General features: G+C 61.1%; 12 protein-coding genes. 9 read left to right on the forward strand and 3 right to left on the reverse strand.

The genetic code is table 11. The features are described from left to right. Window positions 1-263: 263 nt before the first annotated feature. Window positions 264-1,445 (reverse strand): hypothetical protein, encoded by a 1,182-nt coding sequence (locus tag V5E97_RS35380; RefSeq protein ID WP_406696240.1) that lies wholly within the window; start codon window positions 1,443-1,445, stop codon window positions 264-266. Then, entirely contained in the window at window positions 1,390-2,001 is a 612-nt protein-coding gene (locus tag V5E97_RS35385) for a hypothetical protein (RefSeq protein WP_406696241.1), read from the reverse strand. Before V5E97_RS35385 ends, V5E97_RS35380 begins: the two co-directional genes overlap by 56 nt. Before the next feature lie 868 nt (window positions 2,002-2,869). On the opposite strand from V5E97_RS35385, the gene V5E97_RS35390 reads away from it, so the two are divergent. Next, window positions 2,870-4,405, forward strand: coding sequence for a S10 family peptidase (locus V5E97_RS35390; RefSeq protein ID WP_406696242.1), 1,536 nt, complete (start codon window positions 2,870-2,872; stop codon window positions 4,403-4,405). Between the two features lie 186 nt (window positions 4,406-4,591). Here V5E97_RS35390 and V5E97_RS35395 read toward each other — a convergent pair whose 3' ends face one another. Continuing rightward, window positions 4,592-5,758, reverse strand: a complete 1,167-nt coding sequence (locus V5E97_RS35395) for an alpha/beta hydrolase family protein (protein WP_406696243.1) — start codon at window positions 5,756-5,758, stop codon at window positions 4,592-4,594. A 538-nt stretch (window positions 5,759-6,296) separates the two neighbouring features. Here V5E97_RS35395 and V5E97_RS35400 point away from each other — a divergent pair. From V5E97_RS35400 to V5E97_RS35435, 8 genes are all read left to right on the forward strand, one after another. Next, on the forward strand, window positions 6,297-6,767 hold the full coding sequence (locus tag V5E97_RS35400; RefSeq protein ID WP_406701269.1) for a hypothetical protein: 471 nt from the start codon (window positions 6,297-6,299) through the stop codon (window positions 6,765-6,767). 688 nt (window positions 6,768-7,455) lie between these two features. Continuing rightward, the gene (locus V5E97_RS35405; RefSeq protein ID WP_406696244.1) at window positions 7,456-8,967 is read left to right on the forward strand and encodes a carboxypeptidase M32; all 1,512 of its coding nucleotides are present in this window, start codon (window positions 7,456-7,458) and stop codon (window positions 8,965-8,967) included. Between the two features lie 250 nt (window positions 8,968-9,217). Next, complete coding sequence (locus V5E97_RS35410) at window positions 9,218-9,850, forward strand: hypothetical protein (protein WP_406696245.1); 633 nt, start codon at window positions 9,218-9,220, stop codon at window positions 9,848-9,850. Continuing rightward, window positions 9,843-10,970 (forward strand): AAA family ATPase, encoded by a 1,128-nt coding sequence (locus V5E97_RS35415; protein ID WP_406696246.1) that lies wholly within the window; start codon window positions 9,843-9,845, stop codon window positions 10,968-10,970. Before V5E97_RS35410 ends, V5E97_RS35415 begins: the two co-directional genes overlap by 8 nt. 4 nt (window positions 10,971-10,974) lie before the next feature. Continuing rightward, window positions 10,975-11,709, forward strand: coding sequence for a hypothetical protein (locus V5E97_RS35420; RefSeq protein ID WP_406696247.1), 735 nt, complete (start codon window positions 10,975-10,977; stop codon window positions 11,707-11,709). Continuing rightward, window positions 11,706-14,498, forward strand: coding sequence for a hypothetical protein (locus tag V5E97_RS35425; protein ID WP_406696248.1), 2,793 nt, complete (start codon window positions 11,706-11,708; stop codon window positions 14,496-14,498). Before V5E97_RS35420 ends, V5E97_RS35425 begins: the two co-directional genes overlap by 4 nt. After that, the gene (locus V5E97_RS35430; RefSeq protein WP_406696249.1) at window positions 14,495-17,272 is read left to right on the forward strand and encodes a tetratricopeptide repeat protein; all 2,778 of its coding nucleotides are present in this window, start codon (window positions 14,495-14,497) and stop codon (window positions 17,270-17,272) included. Before V5E97_RS35425 ends, V5E97_RS35430 begins: the two co-directional genes overlap by 4 nt. 337 nt (window positions 17,273-17,609) lie before the next feature. Continuing rightward, complete coding sequence (locus V5E97_RS35435; protein ID WP_406696250.1) at window positions 17,610-18,443, forward strand: leucine-rich repeat domain-containing protein; 834 nt, start codon at window positions 17,610-17,612, stop codon at window positions 18,441-18,443. The last annotated feature ends 352 nt before the right edge of the window (window positions 18,444-18,795 follow it).

Below are 18,795 nucleotides of genomic sequence, written 5' to 3' on the forward strand. Positions count from 1 at the left end.
CGCTGATTAATCATAAATTGTTGACAAGCTAACAACAGGTAATACAGAGATCCAAAATCTTGCTTGCATCGACTTTCGGGTGCCATTGACTTGGGCAATGGCACGCGGAAGCCGGCGCGACGGAGTCACCGGAATCGTGACCTGGTGCCCGGATCTAGGCGCAACCCGATTCCCTTTGCCGGCAGGCTGAACTCGCTACCGGACGGTCTTTATCCTTTCACGATATCGAGGCAACGGATTCGTCGCCTCGTGGCGCGACCACTTCAAAGCCCACCCAGGTCGACCGCAACGATCCGAACGCTCTTTTGCAGGCCGAGCTGTTCCACGATCTCCGGCGTCGCCGGCAATCGGAGCGAGGTGAGAGGCGCAACGCTGAGGCCCGACAGCGAAGCGAACGGTACGGGCTTCGACGCTTCCGCACCTGCAATCGCCAACCCACTGACGATCAGCGGCGAACCGTTATCGACTCGAATGGTATACGTCTCTTTCCCTTTGGACTTCGGCCCCTTGATCAACTGCGCACGAACGACCTTACCCAACAATCCCGACGACATCGCGTCGATCACCTCGGCCGCTTCAACTTCGATGGCGTCCTGGTCCCCCTCGAGCGACCCCACGGTGATTGCCAACGAACCGAGCGAATTCCAGCGTCGCCCGCTCGCCTCCGACTTGGCGAAAGCGACGTTCACCTTGGCCGCTTCGATCGTCAAGCGGCACGCCAAGGCGGGGCCGTGAGGTGACGTCGGGATTCCGCGTTCGGGCTTGAGGCCGAGTACGAGATGCTTTTGAAGCAGAGCCTCCATTGCGGCCACGAGTGAGCCGGCATCGGAATCCTTTTGCTCTGCCTCCCAGTAGAGGTGACCGGAGTCGGGAGTCCCGAGCGCAACCCCCTCATCACTGAGGTTCAAGACGAACTGCTTCGCAAGCGCTAGTTCCGCCGGATTCGCCCAGGCCCTTGAAAGCCGCGACACTTGTGGCCACTCGACTCCCCCCGCGACGTTCCAGAGAATGAGTTGGGCCACCGATTCCGGAGGATTCTCGGCACTCAAACGCTTCAGGACGAGCTCGGTCCTCACTCCACGCTTGAGCTGGCCGATCTCACCCAGACGGAGCCTCTCACCTTTCAATGGCACATTCACCTGTTCATCATCACGTGGCCCATCGAGACTGATCGCAATCGTCGGTAAGTGCCGGGTCTCTTTCGGCTTGAGCGTCGTTTCGGGCGCCCGCTCCACGGGGGCCACCGAGCGGAATCCACCTCCACGCCCGCCCATCCCCATGCCCATGCCGCCGCCCCCCATCCCCATGCCGCCTCGGCCCATGCTCATGCCCACGCCCATGCCCATGCCGCCGCCCATCATCCCGGACATCAGCGTTGTCTGATCCCAGCTATCGCGTTCGCCCACCATCGACATGATCAGCCTGCCGACCATCATCATTCCCATGGATGCCGGTAGCGTTCCTCCCCCCATCATCCCGCCGCTCGCCCCCATCCCCCATGCCCATGCCGCCACCACCCATCCCCATGCCGCCACCCATTCCCATCCCCATCCCCATGCCGCCACCGCCCATTCCCATGCCTCCTCCTCCCCCGCGGCCACCACGGCCCCCGCGGCCTCCTCCGCCGAAACCAGCGAATTGACCGGTGAGCCCCGACGCGACCAGGCCGGGTGGCAGAATCACCCGGAGCTTTTGCTTGGTGCGGTTGGACAAGGAGAGGATCATCCGCCCGTCGCCTGTTCCCTCGGCCGTGACAGCGAGTTGGCGGGAACGAAGCCCTTCGAGAACGTCGATCGATTCGGCTTTCGCGACGTCGTCGTCTTGGGCAATCGCCGCTGAGCTTTGTGCATCGAGCTCCTCGGCCCCCGAGCGGGCTGCGGGAGCACTCTGACCGAGAGCCGCCACGCTCGGAGCGTCGGCCGCGACTGCAGGGACAGTGTTCAGCACGAGGCCCGAAATGGCCAGAGGCCCCAAAAAAAGCGCGCGGACGAGCGAGACCATCGTCGTCTCCTTTTGCCGGGAAGAGATGGATGAGCACGACTTTCGAACGATCATCGAGCCACGTCTGCGATCCGCCAGCGGGGGCGATCGGACAGACAGAACGAACCCACGCGCAGCACTCTGCCGCGCTCAAGCCATCGAATCTGAGCAACTGATGGCGGATCGACGCTCAGCCACACGGGCGTCACGCCCTGGAGTGGCATTCACGTTTCAATCATGTCGTTATTCACCAATGCCGAACGACATTTGTCGGCTCGACTCGATTTCGCCCGACATCTTTAATTGCGACAGTTCGAACGAAGATGGTCCCAAAAAATTCAGAATGGGTGACTTTGGCAGAACAATTTCGAACATGGCACCAGACGCCTCTGGTGGGCAGACGCAGGAAGAACAACACTTGGCTCACGGGAAATTCATCCGCATCACGCGAAAATGAACGAAACAGACAGCCGCCTGGACAACTTGCTGTTTAGGTTGCACAGCCACAAGCGGTCGTCGAACAACAGGAGTCATAGGGCGATCAACCCGGGAGAGCTAACCTCCTCTAGTCGCTACGTGACCACGCACAACAAATTGTCCGAACTCCCCAAGTACAACACTTGCACGCTATTCAATTCGACAAACTTGCATGCCCGCACGACATCAAGCAATTAATCGTTAACTGCAAATACTATATGTAATTTTGCCAAAATTTCGACATACGCATTTGTAACGGGTTCCGACGATCGAGGGGGCTGGCATCGGCGGGGCACTCACCGAGGAAATGGTGCTCCCAGAACCAGACGTGGTATCTCGGGAGGGCGATTGTTACAGTCCAGGAGGTGCCGACCTCATTCTCTCTGCTTGGACAATGGAGTTCAAATTCACGATGCGACCGTGGTCACTCTTGATGACAAGCGTATTGGCCATTCACCTCGCTGGATTCCCAGCATCGGCCGACGATACGAAGGAAACACCTAAGGCCGCTGAGAAGGGCAAAGCGGACGAGAAGGATGACGACAAGCTCATCGTCACTCAACATGAGACGAAAATTGGCGAGGAGTCGATCAAATACAGGGCAACCGCTGGGCTAATGCCGCTCCACGACGCCTCGGACAAGGTCGAAGCCAGGATGTTCTTCGTCGCGTACACCGTCGACACCAAAGAGGATCAACCTCGTCGACCGCTCATGTTTGCATTCAACGGAGGACCAGGTTCATCATCGGTCTGGCTGCATCTTGGCGCACTTGGCCCGAAGTGTGTGGTCGTCCCTGTGGACCCGACGATTCCTCCGCCCCCGTACCGGTTGACCGAGAACGCCCAATCCTGGCTCGACAAGACCGACCTCGTGTTCATCGACCCCGTGGAGACGGGCTACAGCCGCGCGATCAAGCCGGAACTGAACAAGAAGTTCCATGGGCTCCAGGGAGATATCGCCTCGGTGAGTGAATTTATCAGGATGTACCTGACCCGTTACGAGCGATGGACGTCGCCCCTCTACCTCGTGGGGGAGAGCTACGGCACAACCCGCGCGGCGGGACTTGCCGGCCACCTCGCCGACAAAGGGATCGCCCTGAACGGAGTGATTTTGATCTCAACGGTCCTCGACTTCCAGACGATCGGGTTCGGACGAGCCAACGAATTGACTTATAGTCTCTTTGTCCCCTCGTTCGCCGCCACGGCCTGGTATCACAAGAAGCTACCCGCCGACCTCCAAGGTCTGGGCCTGCCTGAGCTCGTCACCGAGGTCACGAAGTGGGCCGAGGGCGACTACCTCGCCGCTTTGGGCAAAGGAGACCGGTTGCCGGACGAGGAACGGACGACCATGATCAAGCGACTGGCCCGTTACACGGGGCTGTCCGAGCGCTTCGTCGACCTGAACGACCTGCGCATTCCGCAACATCTCTTCAGCAAAGAATTACTGAGGGACGAGCGGAAATCGGTGGGCCGGTTCGATAGTCGTTATCTTGGGTTTGTGGGAAATGCCGGATCGCCGTCGCCTGAGTTCGATCCCAGCGAGGCCGCGGTGCGTCCCGCCTACACCGCCACGTTCAACCAGTACGTGCGTACCGAGTTGAACTTCAAAACGGATGCGCCTTACCACATCCTGGGCGGAGGTCAGATCGGGGCGTGGGATTGGGGCGCTCCCGGCATCGGCTACCCGGAAACGGGGAGTGCGTTGCGTGAGGCCATGGGTAAGAATCCTCACCTCAAGGTGCTGGTTGCCTCGGGATACCTCGACCTGGCGACCCCGTTCGCCGCGACCGACTACAGCCTGGCCCACCTGAAACTCGCGTCGGCGCTCCGCAAGAATGTTCAGGTTACAACTTATGAGGCGGGCCACATGATGTATCTTCACGGCCCTTCTCTGATCAAACTTAAGCGCGATGCGGCCCAGTTTATCGACGACTCCGACGGTCGATGAGTCCCTACTCTTACATTTCATTCGGCGAAGTCAGTGCCGCGCCTCCTTGAGCCTGGTTGCTTCAAGGAGAGCCAGTGGACCGTCCTGACTCGATCCCAGATGGGTCGATGTCGGGACGGCCACCACGTGATTCCAGAGCCAACCCATGGCCTATCGCTGAGGATCGCGGCGCGGGAATCAGGTCGCTCACTTCTTGAGTTCGGCTTCGAAGAGTGAATAGGCTTTTTCGCGCATCTCCGTGGGAAAGTCGTGTTCGCAGTCCGGGTGCTCCACATTCAGTCGTGACGGCTGACCGTAGAGCTTGTAGACCTGGCTTGCCGCGGCGACGATCCGGTCCACGCTCTCGGCGCGGAAGTTCGCGTCATGGAGGGGCGCGACAATCAGAACCTGACGAGGTGCAAGCGCTCCGATCAACTCATAAAAGTCGAAGGGAATCTCCTGGAGGCGGTTCCGATATCCCGCCAGCCGAGGCATGTACCGGGTCTGTGCCCAGCCTTGCTCCGGCATCCAGACCGCTTCTTTGGCCCCTTTGTAGTCCAGGAACGAGTCGAGTCCGCAGCTTGAGACCACGACCTGGACCCGGTCGTCGAATAGGGCGGTGTAGACGGCGTTATGGCCGCCCAACGAGTGTCCGATCGCGCCAAACCGATCCGACTTTACCGAGGGGAGCGACTTGAGCAGGTCAAGGCCCCGGATATTGTCCCAGACCGCTTTCAGCGTGCCGCTCTTCCAGCCGAGCGCCTTCAGGTCGGGTTGATACTTGGCGAGGAGCGGATAGTTGGGGGCCAGCGCCACAAATCCGCGCTCCGCGAGTTCGCTCGCGTACTGCCGATTCTTCTTGTTTCCCACACCGACCACCGTACCGTGTCCCACAACATTATCGGTGCCGTGCAGACAGAGCACGGCGGGGGCCGGCTGGGCTTGGGGGCCAAGCGCTGACTTGGGAATCAAGAGATAGGCAGGGACGCGGGAACCGGGCTCCGAAGCGTAGGTGATCAGCTGCCTCACGTACCGACCGCAATCCACTTCCTCTTCGACCTTCATATCCAACGGACAGCGCTTTTCAGGCCCGGGAAGTTGTCCCATGACCGCCTCCGCCCCAGCGATGATCTCGGCCCGACGATGGAGCCAATCGTCGATGCTGCGCACGGGCTTCACCTCGTGACCGGCATCGCGATAGAGCAGCAAATTCTCGCGAGGGAGTCGCGGCACAGAGGTCGCCGCAACGTCGTCCGCGGCGAAACCTGGCCGCGGTGCGACTTGCGGAGCCAACAAGAATGTCAGGATCAAGGCGACGACCAGCCTCCTCAAACTTCCCCAACGCCGAATTTGTTTTGAGCCACCAACCATCATTTGCTGTTCTCCTGACGATCACCTCAACGGCAGTAAGCGAACCGCCTGCCTTGATCTCACTTGAAAAAGTCAGTTCGGTTTCCGAACCAACGCACGGCGAGGAACGAAACCAGCATGTGATGGTCGCCCCCTCCTTGCAAGGTGCTGGCGGTTCGTTGCTCAAGGCCGAAGAGTGACGATTGGGAGCAATTCCTCAAACCGGCTCGCGCCCTGTCGGACTCATTCTTTACGTGCCCCAATCCTCAGAACACCAGACTTTCTCCCTGGAAATCCTCATAATCCAAACAATCAAGCCAACTGGCAAACTCTACTTAACTTTCCCTAAATGGTCATATTGCCTCTAGATTGCCAGTAATTCTCTTGGTAATGTTTTACATGGGTTGGTTTCAGGCATGGTTGGGACGATTTCCACCAAGAGTGTGTTCCAATCAAACTCCACTGACGTGACACCGAAAGAGGTTCAACGAGCATGCAAGCCAAGCACCGATTTCGCCCTTCCGGACAATGGGCTCTCGAGGATCGAATCGCATTGAGCCAAGTGTCCGCCATTGTTGAGCGGGCCACCCCGCCCGCTCCGACGGGACTTCGGGCCACGTTCACCGGTCGCTACAACGCAGTTCCCTCCGCGGTTCCTGGCGGTGAAACCCACATAAATTTGTCGGGATCAGCACGTATTCCGAGCCTTGGGAATGCTCGGATCGCCGGCACGCTTGCCTCCAACCCCTCGTTGCCGCCTTCCTCAACCAATACTAACGGGGTCCTCACTCTCGTCGCGCGAAGGGCGGGGGGAAATGTCGTCACCGTGGTGTCGGGCCCCACGGCAGACCTGACGTCGACGAAGCCAACCACCACGCAACTCAACTACACGGTCGTCGCTGCTCCTCCGAGGCTGGCGTCAATGATCGGAACCCAGGGGGTCGCCACCCTGAGCCTGAAGCCGCGGCTACGAAATTTACCGGTCGGGAGCACCGTCACCGGACAGTTCACCCTTCGCGTCACCCAGAGCTGAATTTATCGGGCCGTTCGGTGACGAACCGAGCGGCCCCCCTGCCCTGCCCGAACGCCTGCGCCTCCTTTCATTTCGTCCCCCTCGATCACCGCCCTCCCCTTCAAGCCAGACCTCACAGCCGTTCACTGTGCCTCGGCCATTCGAGACCGGGTGAGCGCGCTCAATCCTCCGGGTCCGCATCCAGGATGGCCGAACCCGGGTAGACCAGCCGGGAATGAGCGGATAAATTTCAACGCTCCGTGACAGCGCGAAAGAACCGAGGATTCTTGCGGTTTCCGACACGAGTCTGTTTGCTGTCGCACGGCCGGACCGGAAATCCATCGAGATTGTCGCCCGGTCGCGGAGCCTTGTGATTTGACGCTGCAGTTAAGGCATTTACGCATACGAATTGATTTTCATTCTTATCTCTGATGGACTCACCATTGCCGCCAGAGTGGCGGTCGGGACGGATTCAGTCGTGGTTGAACGGATGGACTACGTCGCCGTGGCCACGATTCCCACGCTGAGCACGGCCTGGCTGAACTGGCCTCGTTTTCGAAAAGCACTTCCTCAAGTTCAAAGTCCAGTTTGAAAGTCGGCCGATCGATTCGGTCAAGTGACGCAAGAACTGTTTTCGGTACGTGTCGAATCGGACAGGTCGACGACGCAAGGGGTTGACGACCGGCCGATCCAAAAGAGGTGAGAGTCGATGCAAGTGGATGCCGCATATGAAGAGTTGATCCGACGTTCCCGGGAGGCTTCGCTCCTGGCGTCGTGCTCGTCGCTCCTCGGCTGGGACGAGCAAACGTACATGCCGACGGGGGGAGTCGAGCACCGGAGCCGGCAAATGGCGCTCCTGGCCGGCCTCCATCACGAGAAGGCAACCGACCCGATCATCGGGGAGCTCATCACTCAACTGAACGGCACCCCCTTGGTGCAGGCTGCTGACTCACCGGCCGCAGTGAACGTTCGCGAGTTGAACCGGAACTATCAACGACTCACCCGACTCCCTCGATCGCTCGTCGAGGAACTGGCGCGAACGGTCTCGGTCGCCCAGCAGGAGTGGATCACCGCACGCGCCAAGAACGACTACGGGCATTTTCAACCCTGGCTCGAGCGGATCGTCACGCTCAAACAACGCGAGGCCGAATGCTTGGGCGATGGGACCGCGAGTTACGATGCGCTCCTCGACGAATATGAGCCAGGCGCGAAGAGTGAGGACATCGCGGTCTTGTTCGATTCGCTTCGCGGTGACCTCGTGCCGCTGGTCCGGGCGATCGCTGATTCCCCGATCAAGCCGAATGTCGCACTGCTCCGCGGCGAGTTCCCGGTCGAACGGCAGCGAATCTTCGGCGAAATGGTCGCAAGCGCACTTGGCTTTGATTTCTCGAAGGGGCGGCTCGACACCACGGCTCATCCCTTCTGTTCCGGGATCGGCCCTGGCGATTGCCGGATCACTACGCGTTTTCATCACGACCAATTCGCCGACGCGCTCTTCGGGATCATGCACGAGGTGGGTCATGGCCTTTATGAACAAGGACTCGACCCGGCTCACTTCGGAACACCCATGGGCGAGTCCGTTTCCCTCGGGATCCACGAGTCACAATCTCGTCTCTGGGAAAACGCGGTCGGACGCAGTCGCCCGTTCTGGAGCCACTTCTTGCCGATCGCCCAACGCTTTTTCCCCGGAGCGTTCCCCAACGTCTCCCTCGACGAGTTCCATCTCGCGATCAATCAGGTCAAGCCGTCACTCGTTCGAGTCGAAGCCGACGAAGTGACATACAACCTTCACATCCTTGTCCGCTTCGAGCTGGAACGCGAGCTTCTGTCTGGTCAACTGGCAACCACCGACCTCCCGGAAGCCTGGAACCGCAAATATGCGGACTATCTCGGGATTCGTCCCACCGATAACGCAGAAGGCTGCCTGCAAGACATTCACTGGAGTGCCGGCCTGTTCGGCTATTTTCCGACCTACACCCTGGGCAACATCTTCGCTGCTCAACTGTTCGCCCAGGCGAACGCCGATCTCGGCAACCTTGACGATCTCTTTCGCCAGGGAGACTTCGCCCCGCTCCTCAACTGGCTCCGCGACCGGGTTCATGTTCAGGGCCAGCGATATCGTTCGTCCCAATTGATCGAGAAGGTCACCGGTTCGCCGTTGAACCACGCGCCTTTGGTCGAGTTCCTCAAGCAAAAGTATGAGCCGCTTTACCGGATCTGACCCTACGACGAGGCGGCCGAATCGAGATGCATCGGGAAACCGCTGTGATCGGTGAGGTCGCTGCGCTCGTGATGAGTGAGCTGATTGGACGCTCCACGATAAGGACTTTCCCGGCCTCGTTCGGATGAGGTATGCTCGACAATGATTGATGTGATCGGATGGTTCAAGCCCGTCTGGTTGAGACGTCCCTGAGAGTATCGTCCCGCGGCGGGCTCGCCCTTGCACGACGAGGGCAGAAAAATGTCGCTCCATGAATTGGCTCGAAGCGCTTTTGCCCACTCTGCTTTATGAAGGCCGTCTCGCCTTCCGGCAAAGCCCATGCATGGACGCATCGAGCCCCGAGGCAACACGCCTGCTCCGGTCGGCCTTCGACGTCTATCAGCTCAACGTTGCCGGCCCCCGGATCGAATTCGACGCAAACACGGCCATCGAGTCCAGCTCGCTCGTAATCCGGGCGAGTTGGGCTCTGGTCAATCTCGGCCTGCCCGTCGCGGAATTGACACGATGGCTCGCGATGTCCCATCCTCCAACGACCCCATCGCATCATCTGACCGCCGATCTTGTGTTTCGTTTTCTCCCTCAACTCCGTAAGCGGGCGTTGGCGCACAGAGCGATCGATCCTCTGGTCGAGCGGATCGAGTCGATCTTACGCCAGTGGCCACTGTCGGGAGTCCTTGCCGGCCTGGAAACCGGGCCCGACACACCGCCCCAGTTCAGTGGCCATCCGGGATTGATGCTCCTCTACGCCGAGCGTTGGGCCATCCATCGCGATCCGGCGTGGCGGCCCGACGACTCATTGAACGAGTACGTCGATCTGGTTCTGAACGATCGCGCCCAAGACGGAACTCCCGTGGGAACTTCGAGGACGAGGCGACATGACTGACGACCCGGCAGCACGACTTCGCCACGAGGTCGTCGACGTTCTCAAGGGCCGGTTTGTCGGCCGCGACGAGGTCATTGACCTCATCGCGCTGGCGGTGGTCGCGGGAGAGCATCTCTTCTTGCACGGCCCCCCCGGCACCGCCAAGTCTGCCTTGATTCGCCAGTTCGCCGCCACGGTTCAGGGACGCTACTTCGAGTATCTTCTGACTCGATTCTCCGAACCCAACGAAGTGTTCGGCCCGATCGACCTGGTACGACTCCGAGAAGGCACTGTGGCGACCGTCACGACAGGGATGCTTCCGGAGGCGGAGTTCGTCTTCCTGGATGAATTGTTCAACGCCAACAGCGCCATCTTGAATAACCTGCTTTCGGTTCTCAACGAACGGATCTATCGACGCGGGGCCGAGACCCACCGCTTACCAATGCTCTCACTATTCTCGGCCTCGAACCACCTCCCCGAGGATGAGGCACTTCGCGCCTTGTTCGATCGGTTCCTGTTGCGTTGCCATGTGGATAACTTGAAGCGAGACGCCATGCCCCGGTTATTGACGGCGGGCTGGGAAATGGAGCGTTTCCAGGGGACCGACGCCTCGATTTCGGCCGCCGACCTGCGCAGCCTCTCGCGCCGGATCTATGACATCGATCTCTCGAAAATCACCGAGCCCTATTCCGAGCTCATTTTCAAGGTCCGTGACCTGGGAATCATGGTCTCCGACCGCCGAGCGGTCAAGGTGTTGAAGCTCGTGGCGGCCTCGGCGGTCCTTTGTGGCAGGCATGTTGCCTTGATCTCGGACTTCTGGCCGCTCCGCTATGTCTGGGATCGCGAGGAGCAGATTGGCCCGCTGGCCGCGCTGGTCGAAGCTGTGATTGAGCCGCACCTTGGAGGAGAGCGTGCCCACCCGCTGGCGACAATCCCCGAACGGCTCGATGGCGAGGCGATCGCACGCCAACTCGACACCATCAGCGCGGCGATGGAGCAAGGGTCGCTGACCCTCACCGCCACCGCTCGGTTTCGCGAACGAGTGGCCGACCTGGGCGACCGTTCGGCCTGGCTCGCCGACGAATCGACGAGGCGGCATCTCCTCGAGCGAACGGCTCAGCTTCTCGGACGGTTGGGTTGAACCGATGTGCCCCACCCTGGACCAGATCTGTTGCGCAAGTCTACCGCAGCCGGCCCTCGCCGCGCTAGCCGACCTCCGTCGTGAGCCGGAGATCCGGGTGTTGATCCAGGGTGATCGTGCCTGGGTGCGGTGGCCGGCCGTTGATGAACGGGTCTTACGGCGGATCCTGCCGGTCTCGGGCGTCCTGCTGTTCGCGCGTCACGCCGGGCTCTGGTATCAGCTCGGTCGGCATTTGCCGACATTTGCCATCCCTCGCGAGCTCGATCGCGAATCGGTTCCACTGGCAACCGCGCTTGTGCCCGACCGGATCGAAGTGGCCCTCCCGCGCCGAACATCAACGCAACCGGCCCGTCTCCGCCTGGTCCGCGACGAATTCGTCCGCCCGGCAAGCGCGATGCGCTGTCGATTGAATGCGTTGGCAGCGTGGGCTGAGACCGTTCCGTCGTCACGGGTCAACTCGCTGAGGGCGGCCATTGCGGGAGATCTTGTCATGCTGCTGGGCTCCCCTCTCCCGGCCCTTGCTGACGGTACGCGGTACTGGGGGGCCAAACTCCTGATCCCTCTTGGGTTCCGGGCTGATCCCAGCCTCTCGGAGGACGCGTTACGAAGGACGCTGAGCGTGGCTTCCACCGAACTCCTCTTGCTGACTCCCGGTGGTTATGAAGTCATTTCTTCTCATGTCTTCAAACCACTAACCCGGTCCGGCATCAGGCTTTCGGAAAGGAGTCTGCACACATGAGCCACGTGGAGGACTATCTGGCCATTTCGGAAAGCTACTGCCGCTGGCTGGGCGACCTCCGCTGGTGCCCCACGGGGGAGGCGGTGGAGTACGCCTGCGACGGCCCGGAAATCGGCCTGACGTTCGCCATGGGGGCCGAAATCTCCCTCTTCCTCGAGGGCTTTCATTCCGCGTCCCGACCGATCTCGTTCAGCTTGATTCTTCACTTGTTGCGGCTCCTCGGTCTCGGCCCCCGCTCCCCGCGATCTCAAAGTCTCTCGACACTGGAGAAGGCATTTCGCGAGTGGGGGCTTCCGCTCCGCAATGCCGGCGCGCTTTGCGCTCGGCTCTGCCGCGACGTTCCCCCCGCGCTCGACCCGCCCAACCTCGCGGAGCTGACTCTCACCTTGACCCGGCCCTCGGCCGAACCACTTGGCGAGACGCGCACCGGAGTCGCGGTCCTTCCTCCGTTCGATCCACCCAGTTTTGAACGTTTGATCACTCAAAGGATTTCCGAGCTGACGTCGGACGAGCTCCGTCACTGGCTTCGCTACGGTCGAGGCCCGATCCACGAGGGCGTGGCGGAACGGGTGGCCGCAATCCCCCGACCGAGGACACTTTCCGCCATCTTGGCGGCCCTGGAAAGCCGTCCCAGGCTTGCGGGGACAATGTCGTTGGCCGTCCACCTGGCCGGGGGATTGACCCTGCCTCCGCGCCGCCTTGCCCCGGCCACGCTACCGATGGGGGGGTACTCAGATGTGGCGACGCGAGGCCAGCCCGAACGAATCCTTCCCACCCAGCTCGCGCTCGAGGGGGACGAGTTCGTCCGGAGGTTCGCGGAGCACGAACTGCTCTTCTATCAACGTGAGGAGCCGCGAGCCCCCGTGCCGGAAGAAGTGGTGGTCGTGCTGGATCAGGGGGTCCTGACCTGGGGAACCGTCCGGTTGGTCTTGGGGGCCGCGGCGATGGCGCTGGGGCGGCAGGCGGAACGCCGGAAGATTCCGTTCTCGATCGCCGCGACCAGTCAGGAAGGCAACGCTGTCGATCCCGCTCAACTCAGCGACGAGGAGTTGGGCGGATTGCTCGAATCGAGCGATCTCTCGCCCCATCCCGGCCTGACGCTCGAGCGAATACTCGAGTCCTCAGGCGAATCAAGGCTTCGCGATATCGTGCTCCTGACTCATCCGAGAACCCTCAACGATCCCAGCGTCGTGGCGGCTGCCCGTCGGATGGATTCCTTGACCCGGCTTTTTGCCGTCTCGGTCGATCGCGAAGGACACGTTGCGTTATCGGAGATTTCGCGAGGCTCGGCGATCCTCCGATCCACCCTTCGGGTCGAGCTTGCTCGGGATAATGACCGAACTCCAGCTCACGCCTCCCGAAATTCTGAGGTTGGGGGATGGCAAGGCGAGGTTGAGTCGCCCGGATTCCCGTTCGCCCTCGGCGCACTCAGCCCGATTCCCGATGCCCTATTCGATTTCGACGAGGCGGGAGAGTGGGTCGTTTTCACCGGACAGCAAGGGATCCTGCACGCCTGCCGAATCGATGGCACACAGGTCGAGATGCTTCCCCGAGTCGTCCTTGAGGGACGCCCACTCTCGCGAGTCGAATCGGTGGTGGGAGTGGGCGGGGGAGTCATTGTCGTCGGCAAGTGTGGAACGGCCCATGTCTTGGGTCACTATGATTTCACCACAAGACGATGCAATGTCCATTCGCTTGGAATTGAATTAGCAAACATTTCGGAATGGTCGTACCTCAGGAGCCATGAGGCCCTCGTCGCCCGAAACCCGCTCGGACCCGTTTTCGCCCTCGACCTCCGTGCGGAAGCCAAGGAGTGGCGGTTTCCTCCGCTCCAGCCGACCGATCCGGTCTCGAACCGAGCCGCGCTGGCCTTTAAGCACGCTCTGAAGCATCTCCCGGACCATGCTCTCGTCGTTCCGTGCCTGCTTCCGCTCCCCGCTCATGGGTCCGCGCTTCGGCTCCATGAGTCGACTGGCGCTATCGACATCCAAAACGACGCGGGTGTCGTCAAGACGATCGTCCCTACCACCGATGGGCGGCCAAGTCTGCGAGGCGCCCAGATCCGGTCGACTCGTCGTGGGGGAGACGTCATCGCGGCGGCCATCGGCGATTCCACGCGGACGTCGCTCTTGTTCTTCTCGACAAGTTCCTTCCGCGTGCTCGGCACCGTGCCTTGCACCTTGAAAGCACGCGGTTTCGCGGTTTCGGCCGACGGACGATACTTCGCGCGCAAGTCGGGCGAGCGGCACCTGGAAGTCAGAGCGATCGCCGGTGAATCGACTCCGTTCTACGTTTCACCACGAGGACGGACTCACCAGCGCGTCAACGTCATGCTCAGTCGGTCGGCCTTGGTTATATCTGTGGGTGAATACATCCATCTCATTCGTTGGGATCAAGGTGTACTCGAGCTATCCCAGGGCCGGGGCGATCGAGCGTCCTACCTTGCTTGTCTTGCTCAGCGATTTGCTGGGCAACAGAATCATCTGATTCCCGCGACTCGCGGTCATGACTTGCCGTCCAAGGACCCGAAACGATTTCTCGCCTCTTGTTCCGTCCTCGTACTCTCGGTGCTCGTCGACTTCATTGGCCAGGTCTCGGTTTTCGACAGATCCAACCAGCTTGTGTGCATGTTCTATGTTTTCCGCGACCAGCTTGCGGGCTGGATGCCGGATGGGACCAGGATGGGCGCCGCCAACCTCACCGGGGGAGCCGCCACCGAGGACGGTCAAGCACGGTTCTGGGCCGCGCTGAGAGCGGCGTCGGAAATCGAGGGGAGCCAAAGCCTATGAAGGTTCCGCTTCAGCTCAAGCGACGCTCCTCGAGTGAGCCGGCGGTCGCGTTCCTCTTCTTGGGGTCGGATGTGACGGAGTTATTCCGGCTCTGTGCGCAGCTCGGCCTGGACCCGACGGGGCGTCTCCACGGGGTCGACGGGGGCTTCGTGATCAAACTCGAGCGACCTAACTCGCAGCCGTTCCCGGGAGTGGTTCGACTCCGGCGTTCGGCGACGGATCTCTACGTCCCGGTCGATGCCGAGTTAGTCCCCGCGTTGCTGGACGACGAAGCCGAGGGGCTTGTCCAGGGACGAGCCCTGGTGTTCTCCCCTTGGGGGGATGTGCTGAGCTTCCATCCAAGGCGTCCTCTCGACCTGGCTGAGTTGCTCTCGGTCGAGGCCTCGCGCGGCCTTGCCTGGCAGTCGTTACCTGAACCAGCCGTCCTGGCCCCGAGGATCGAGGAAATCCTCTTGGAGATCCCTCACGAGTCACCCGAGACCTGGCTCGAGTCGGACGAGGGGGGAATTGGGTCAGAATCGCCACGCCCGGACGAAGCGGGACCGATCTCGACGATGACCGGCCAGGCGATCCTCGGCGCGGGCCGAGGGCTGATCTGGCTCGGCCAGGCGCTCGGGCTCCAGGGACTCGCCAAACTGGGAGCAGCCTGGGCCGGTGAGGCCATGAGGCTGGCCCCTCGCTTGAGCGAAGCCGTCTTGGGGCGCCAGGCTGCGGCTCTGAAGTCGCTCTTACGCGAGTTTCGCGAGGGCGATCTCGACCTCGCGCTTCGTCGCGCTCTACCCCTTGGCGAAGCCGACGATTCACGCGGCAGTTCGATCGAGACCGGAGACCAACTGCCCTCGAACCCGTTCATCTACTCGCTCACCGAGTTGCTGGGGAATGCGGGTCGAAAATCGGGCACGGTTTGGCTGGGCGCCGATGACGTTCTGAATGAACTCAAGCGTGAGTATCGCAAGGCGGCCGAAGAGGCGCAGAGACGGGGCGACCCCAGACGCGCAGCCCTTATCTACGGGAAGCTCTTGAAGGATTACCGGCAGGCGGCGCACGCACTTTCGGTTGCCGAGCTCCATCATGACGCCGCAATCCTACTCCTGACCAAGCTCGAGGACTGGCGAGGAGCGGCCCGTGAGTTCGAGGCCGCCGGCGAGATCGACCGCGCATTGCAATTCTACCAACAAGGCGGGGACCATGAGGCGGCCGGGGATCTTCGCCTCCGCGTCGGGGAAGTCGAAGAAGCCCTGATCGAATATCAACGCGCGGCCAAAGTACTGATCGCCTCGGAAGGAGGGCACCTCTCCGCGGGCCGCCTCTTGGCCATGAAAGCAAAACGCCCTGACCTCGCGCTTGGCCTCTACCTCGCCGGTTGGAACCAACGACCGCGGGGGAACGCGGTGGCCTGCCTGATCGAAGCCACAGACCAGTATGCGGAGGCAGGTTCATCGCGAGAAATCATCGGCTTACTCAATGAAGTGGATACGTATCTCGCAGACCGATGGTCCATCGAAGCGGAGTGGGATCACTACTATCACGAGTTGGCCAGACTCGCCGGTCAACCGGCTCTCGAGTCGATTCGCGAGGAACTCCTGGACCGCGCACGCTTGGGCCTGGCGGCCCGGCTTCGGGGACTGGCCAAAACCGGAAGGCCCTCGGGGCGGATCGTGTCGGAGGTGTTCGGCAGGTCGGGGGTCTGGCCCAGCTCGGTCGTCAGAGACGCAGTGTTTGCCACCAGGGCCGTGGTCAAGTCATTCCCGGCACTGACTGAGCGAACCACCAAGCCAGGCGTGACCAGAAAGTCGAGGATCGGGACAAGCGACGTCACCGCAGCCTGTTCAGCGCCCGGTTCCGACGACCTATTCCTTGGCTTTGAATCGGGCGATGTCTATTGCTTTCGATCGGAACGGAACGAGGTCATCCCGGTGGCCACGTATCCGCTCCCAATTGCCGCGTATTCGCTCCCGATTGCCGCGCTTGCAGCCAGTCATGACGGCCAATCCCTGGTCGTTCTCCGCAATACGGGCCATGACTCGGGGGTTCTCAGCTCCTACGCCGCGTCCCCCGAGGGGACTTATCGCCTCATTCTTAGCATGTCGGTCGATGACTTGGCTCGGCCTTGGCTCACTCCCATCATCACGGTTGACGGCGTGGAACTGGTGGGCGTCTGGGATGGCCAGGCCCTCTACTACATGACGGTCAGAACACTCACCTCCTGGGGAAGCACCACTCTTCCCAGGCCGGACTCGGACCCACCTGCCGGCCTACTCTTTCCCGGTCCCCCCAGCCCGGTATTGCCATTCTCAGTGCTGCTCCACGACGGACGCGAATGGTGTCTCATCGAGCCGGGAGGCACGACCCGGCATGCCACGGGGCTTGTCTGGAGACCATCCCAGACTCCGACGAACTCCCTCCACTCGGTCGCTCTGTCCTGGTATCGGAGCGATCCGGAGCATCTCGAGCTCGTTGGCCTGGATCGAGAAGGCGCCCTTTTCTGGGCCGCCCTGCGTTTCGATGAAGGACTTCTGGACCTGGTGGCAAGCAATCGCATCCTCGGCGAGCGGCCCTATCTCGCGGCCGCCTTGGTCCGTTCTCGCGTCGTTGCGGTGGTGACCGCTTCTCGGATCGACTGGTTCCGCTGTGGTGCCGACCGGTTCACTCTCTTCTCGTCGACTCAGGTCGACATTCCTTCGGCCATCGCCTGTTTTCCCAGCCGAAGGACGGGTGAGTTGATCGTGGCCAGTAGCGATGGCTACCTCGTACAAGTCAACCTCCCCTTCTGATGCTGATACCGCGAACGTTCCGAAACCGGGAGCGTCTTTTCCATCTCCACCCAGGTGGAGAGAGAGCCAGGAGGGATCGTCGTTTCGGGTCATGAGGTGGGGCTTTGATTTCCACCCGGCACACTCACGACCGAGCGACTTGCACCAAGCCTGCGCTGCGATCATAATGCGGTCCCAGGCTTGTTTTAGAGCGATCCCCCACCGCCGCTTCGTGGCTCGGCAAGGTTAAACTCCTTCGTCGAGACGCCTCGAACAAACCTCCCGGCCGTCGGGCGGAAGCGCTCCCCCTGCTTTCGAGTCGCAACCAGACGGTTGACTCTCCATCCAGGAGCCTCTCATGAAACGACGCTATGCCGAGATGTGCCTGCTCGCTCTCTTCACCGGGCTCCTGGCCCAACCCTCCTTCGGCGCGGACCCGCTGATTCCCGACAAGAACCTCGAAGCCGCGATCCAGGCGGTTCTCAAGCACGAACCGAAGGCTGAGCTGACCGAGGCAAAGCTTCAAAATGTGTACGTGCTGGAAGCCCCCGGCAAGGGGATCCGTGATCTGACCGGTCTCGAAAAATGCAAGAATCTCGCGCTTCTTCGACTCTCGAAGAATGAGATCGTCGATCTCAAGCCCCTCAAGGGATTGACGAACCTCCAGTCACTCGACCTCGCAGACAACAAGATCGAGGAGATCGCACCGTTGAGCGAGTCGAAAGGACTCCAGTACCTGGAGCTTTCGAGCAACAAGATTCAGGACCTCCAGCCGCTCGCGGGACTCACCAACCTGTCCGCGCTCTATCTCAACAACAACCAGATCAAGGATATCGCACCGCTGGCGAACTTGACCAAGCTCTCTTCGCTGTGCCTCGGGAAGAATCAGGTCACTGACCTCTCGCCCCTCGCCAAGGTGACAAGACTCTCCCTGCTCGAGCTCCAGGACAACGAGATCAAGGACCTGACAGCGCTCTCGCCTCAGACCGATCTCAAGATCCTGATCCTTGAACGGAACAAGATCAGTGAGCTCGGCCCCCTCGTGAAGCTGGTGAAAGAGGATGCCGCCGGGCCAAAACGATTCGCGCCGTTTCTGCGACTCTACCTGACCGGTAACCCGCTCACCGATGAGGCGCGGACCAAAGAACTCGAAGAGTGTAAGGCCGCCGGGGTCCGCATTGAAATGAAATGAGCGAAGGCCGCTGCTGAGCGTCTGCCCTTGCGCGGACGCTCGATTGCGGCTCCCCCAATCGCGTCGGAGGCATCCCCAGAGGATCAACTCCGACGAATCCGGCACGCCAGTCTTATTCGGTTCAGCGAAATTGATTCGAGCCGACTCGCTCCCCCCCCAATAAAAACAACGACCCGAGACAAGGCGAGTAAGCCTCTCGCTACTCGTTCTCATGGTCCCCCGTGGGAGTGAAATCCTGGAGGCTCAGCGTCCTCGGCTTTCGAAGGCCAGACGACGCGGAGCGTCGGGGACGGCATTCCCACGGGGGACCGTGGGAACGAGAGGAATTCCTCGCTCTATGGCGGGTCGTTGA

This window comes from Singulisphaera photorubra (assembly GCF_045290345.1).
GTDB lineage: Bacteria > Planctomycetota > Planctomycetia > Isosphaerales > Isosphaeraceae > Singulisphaera.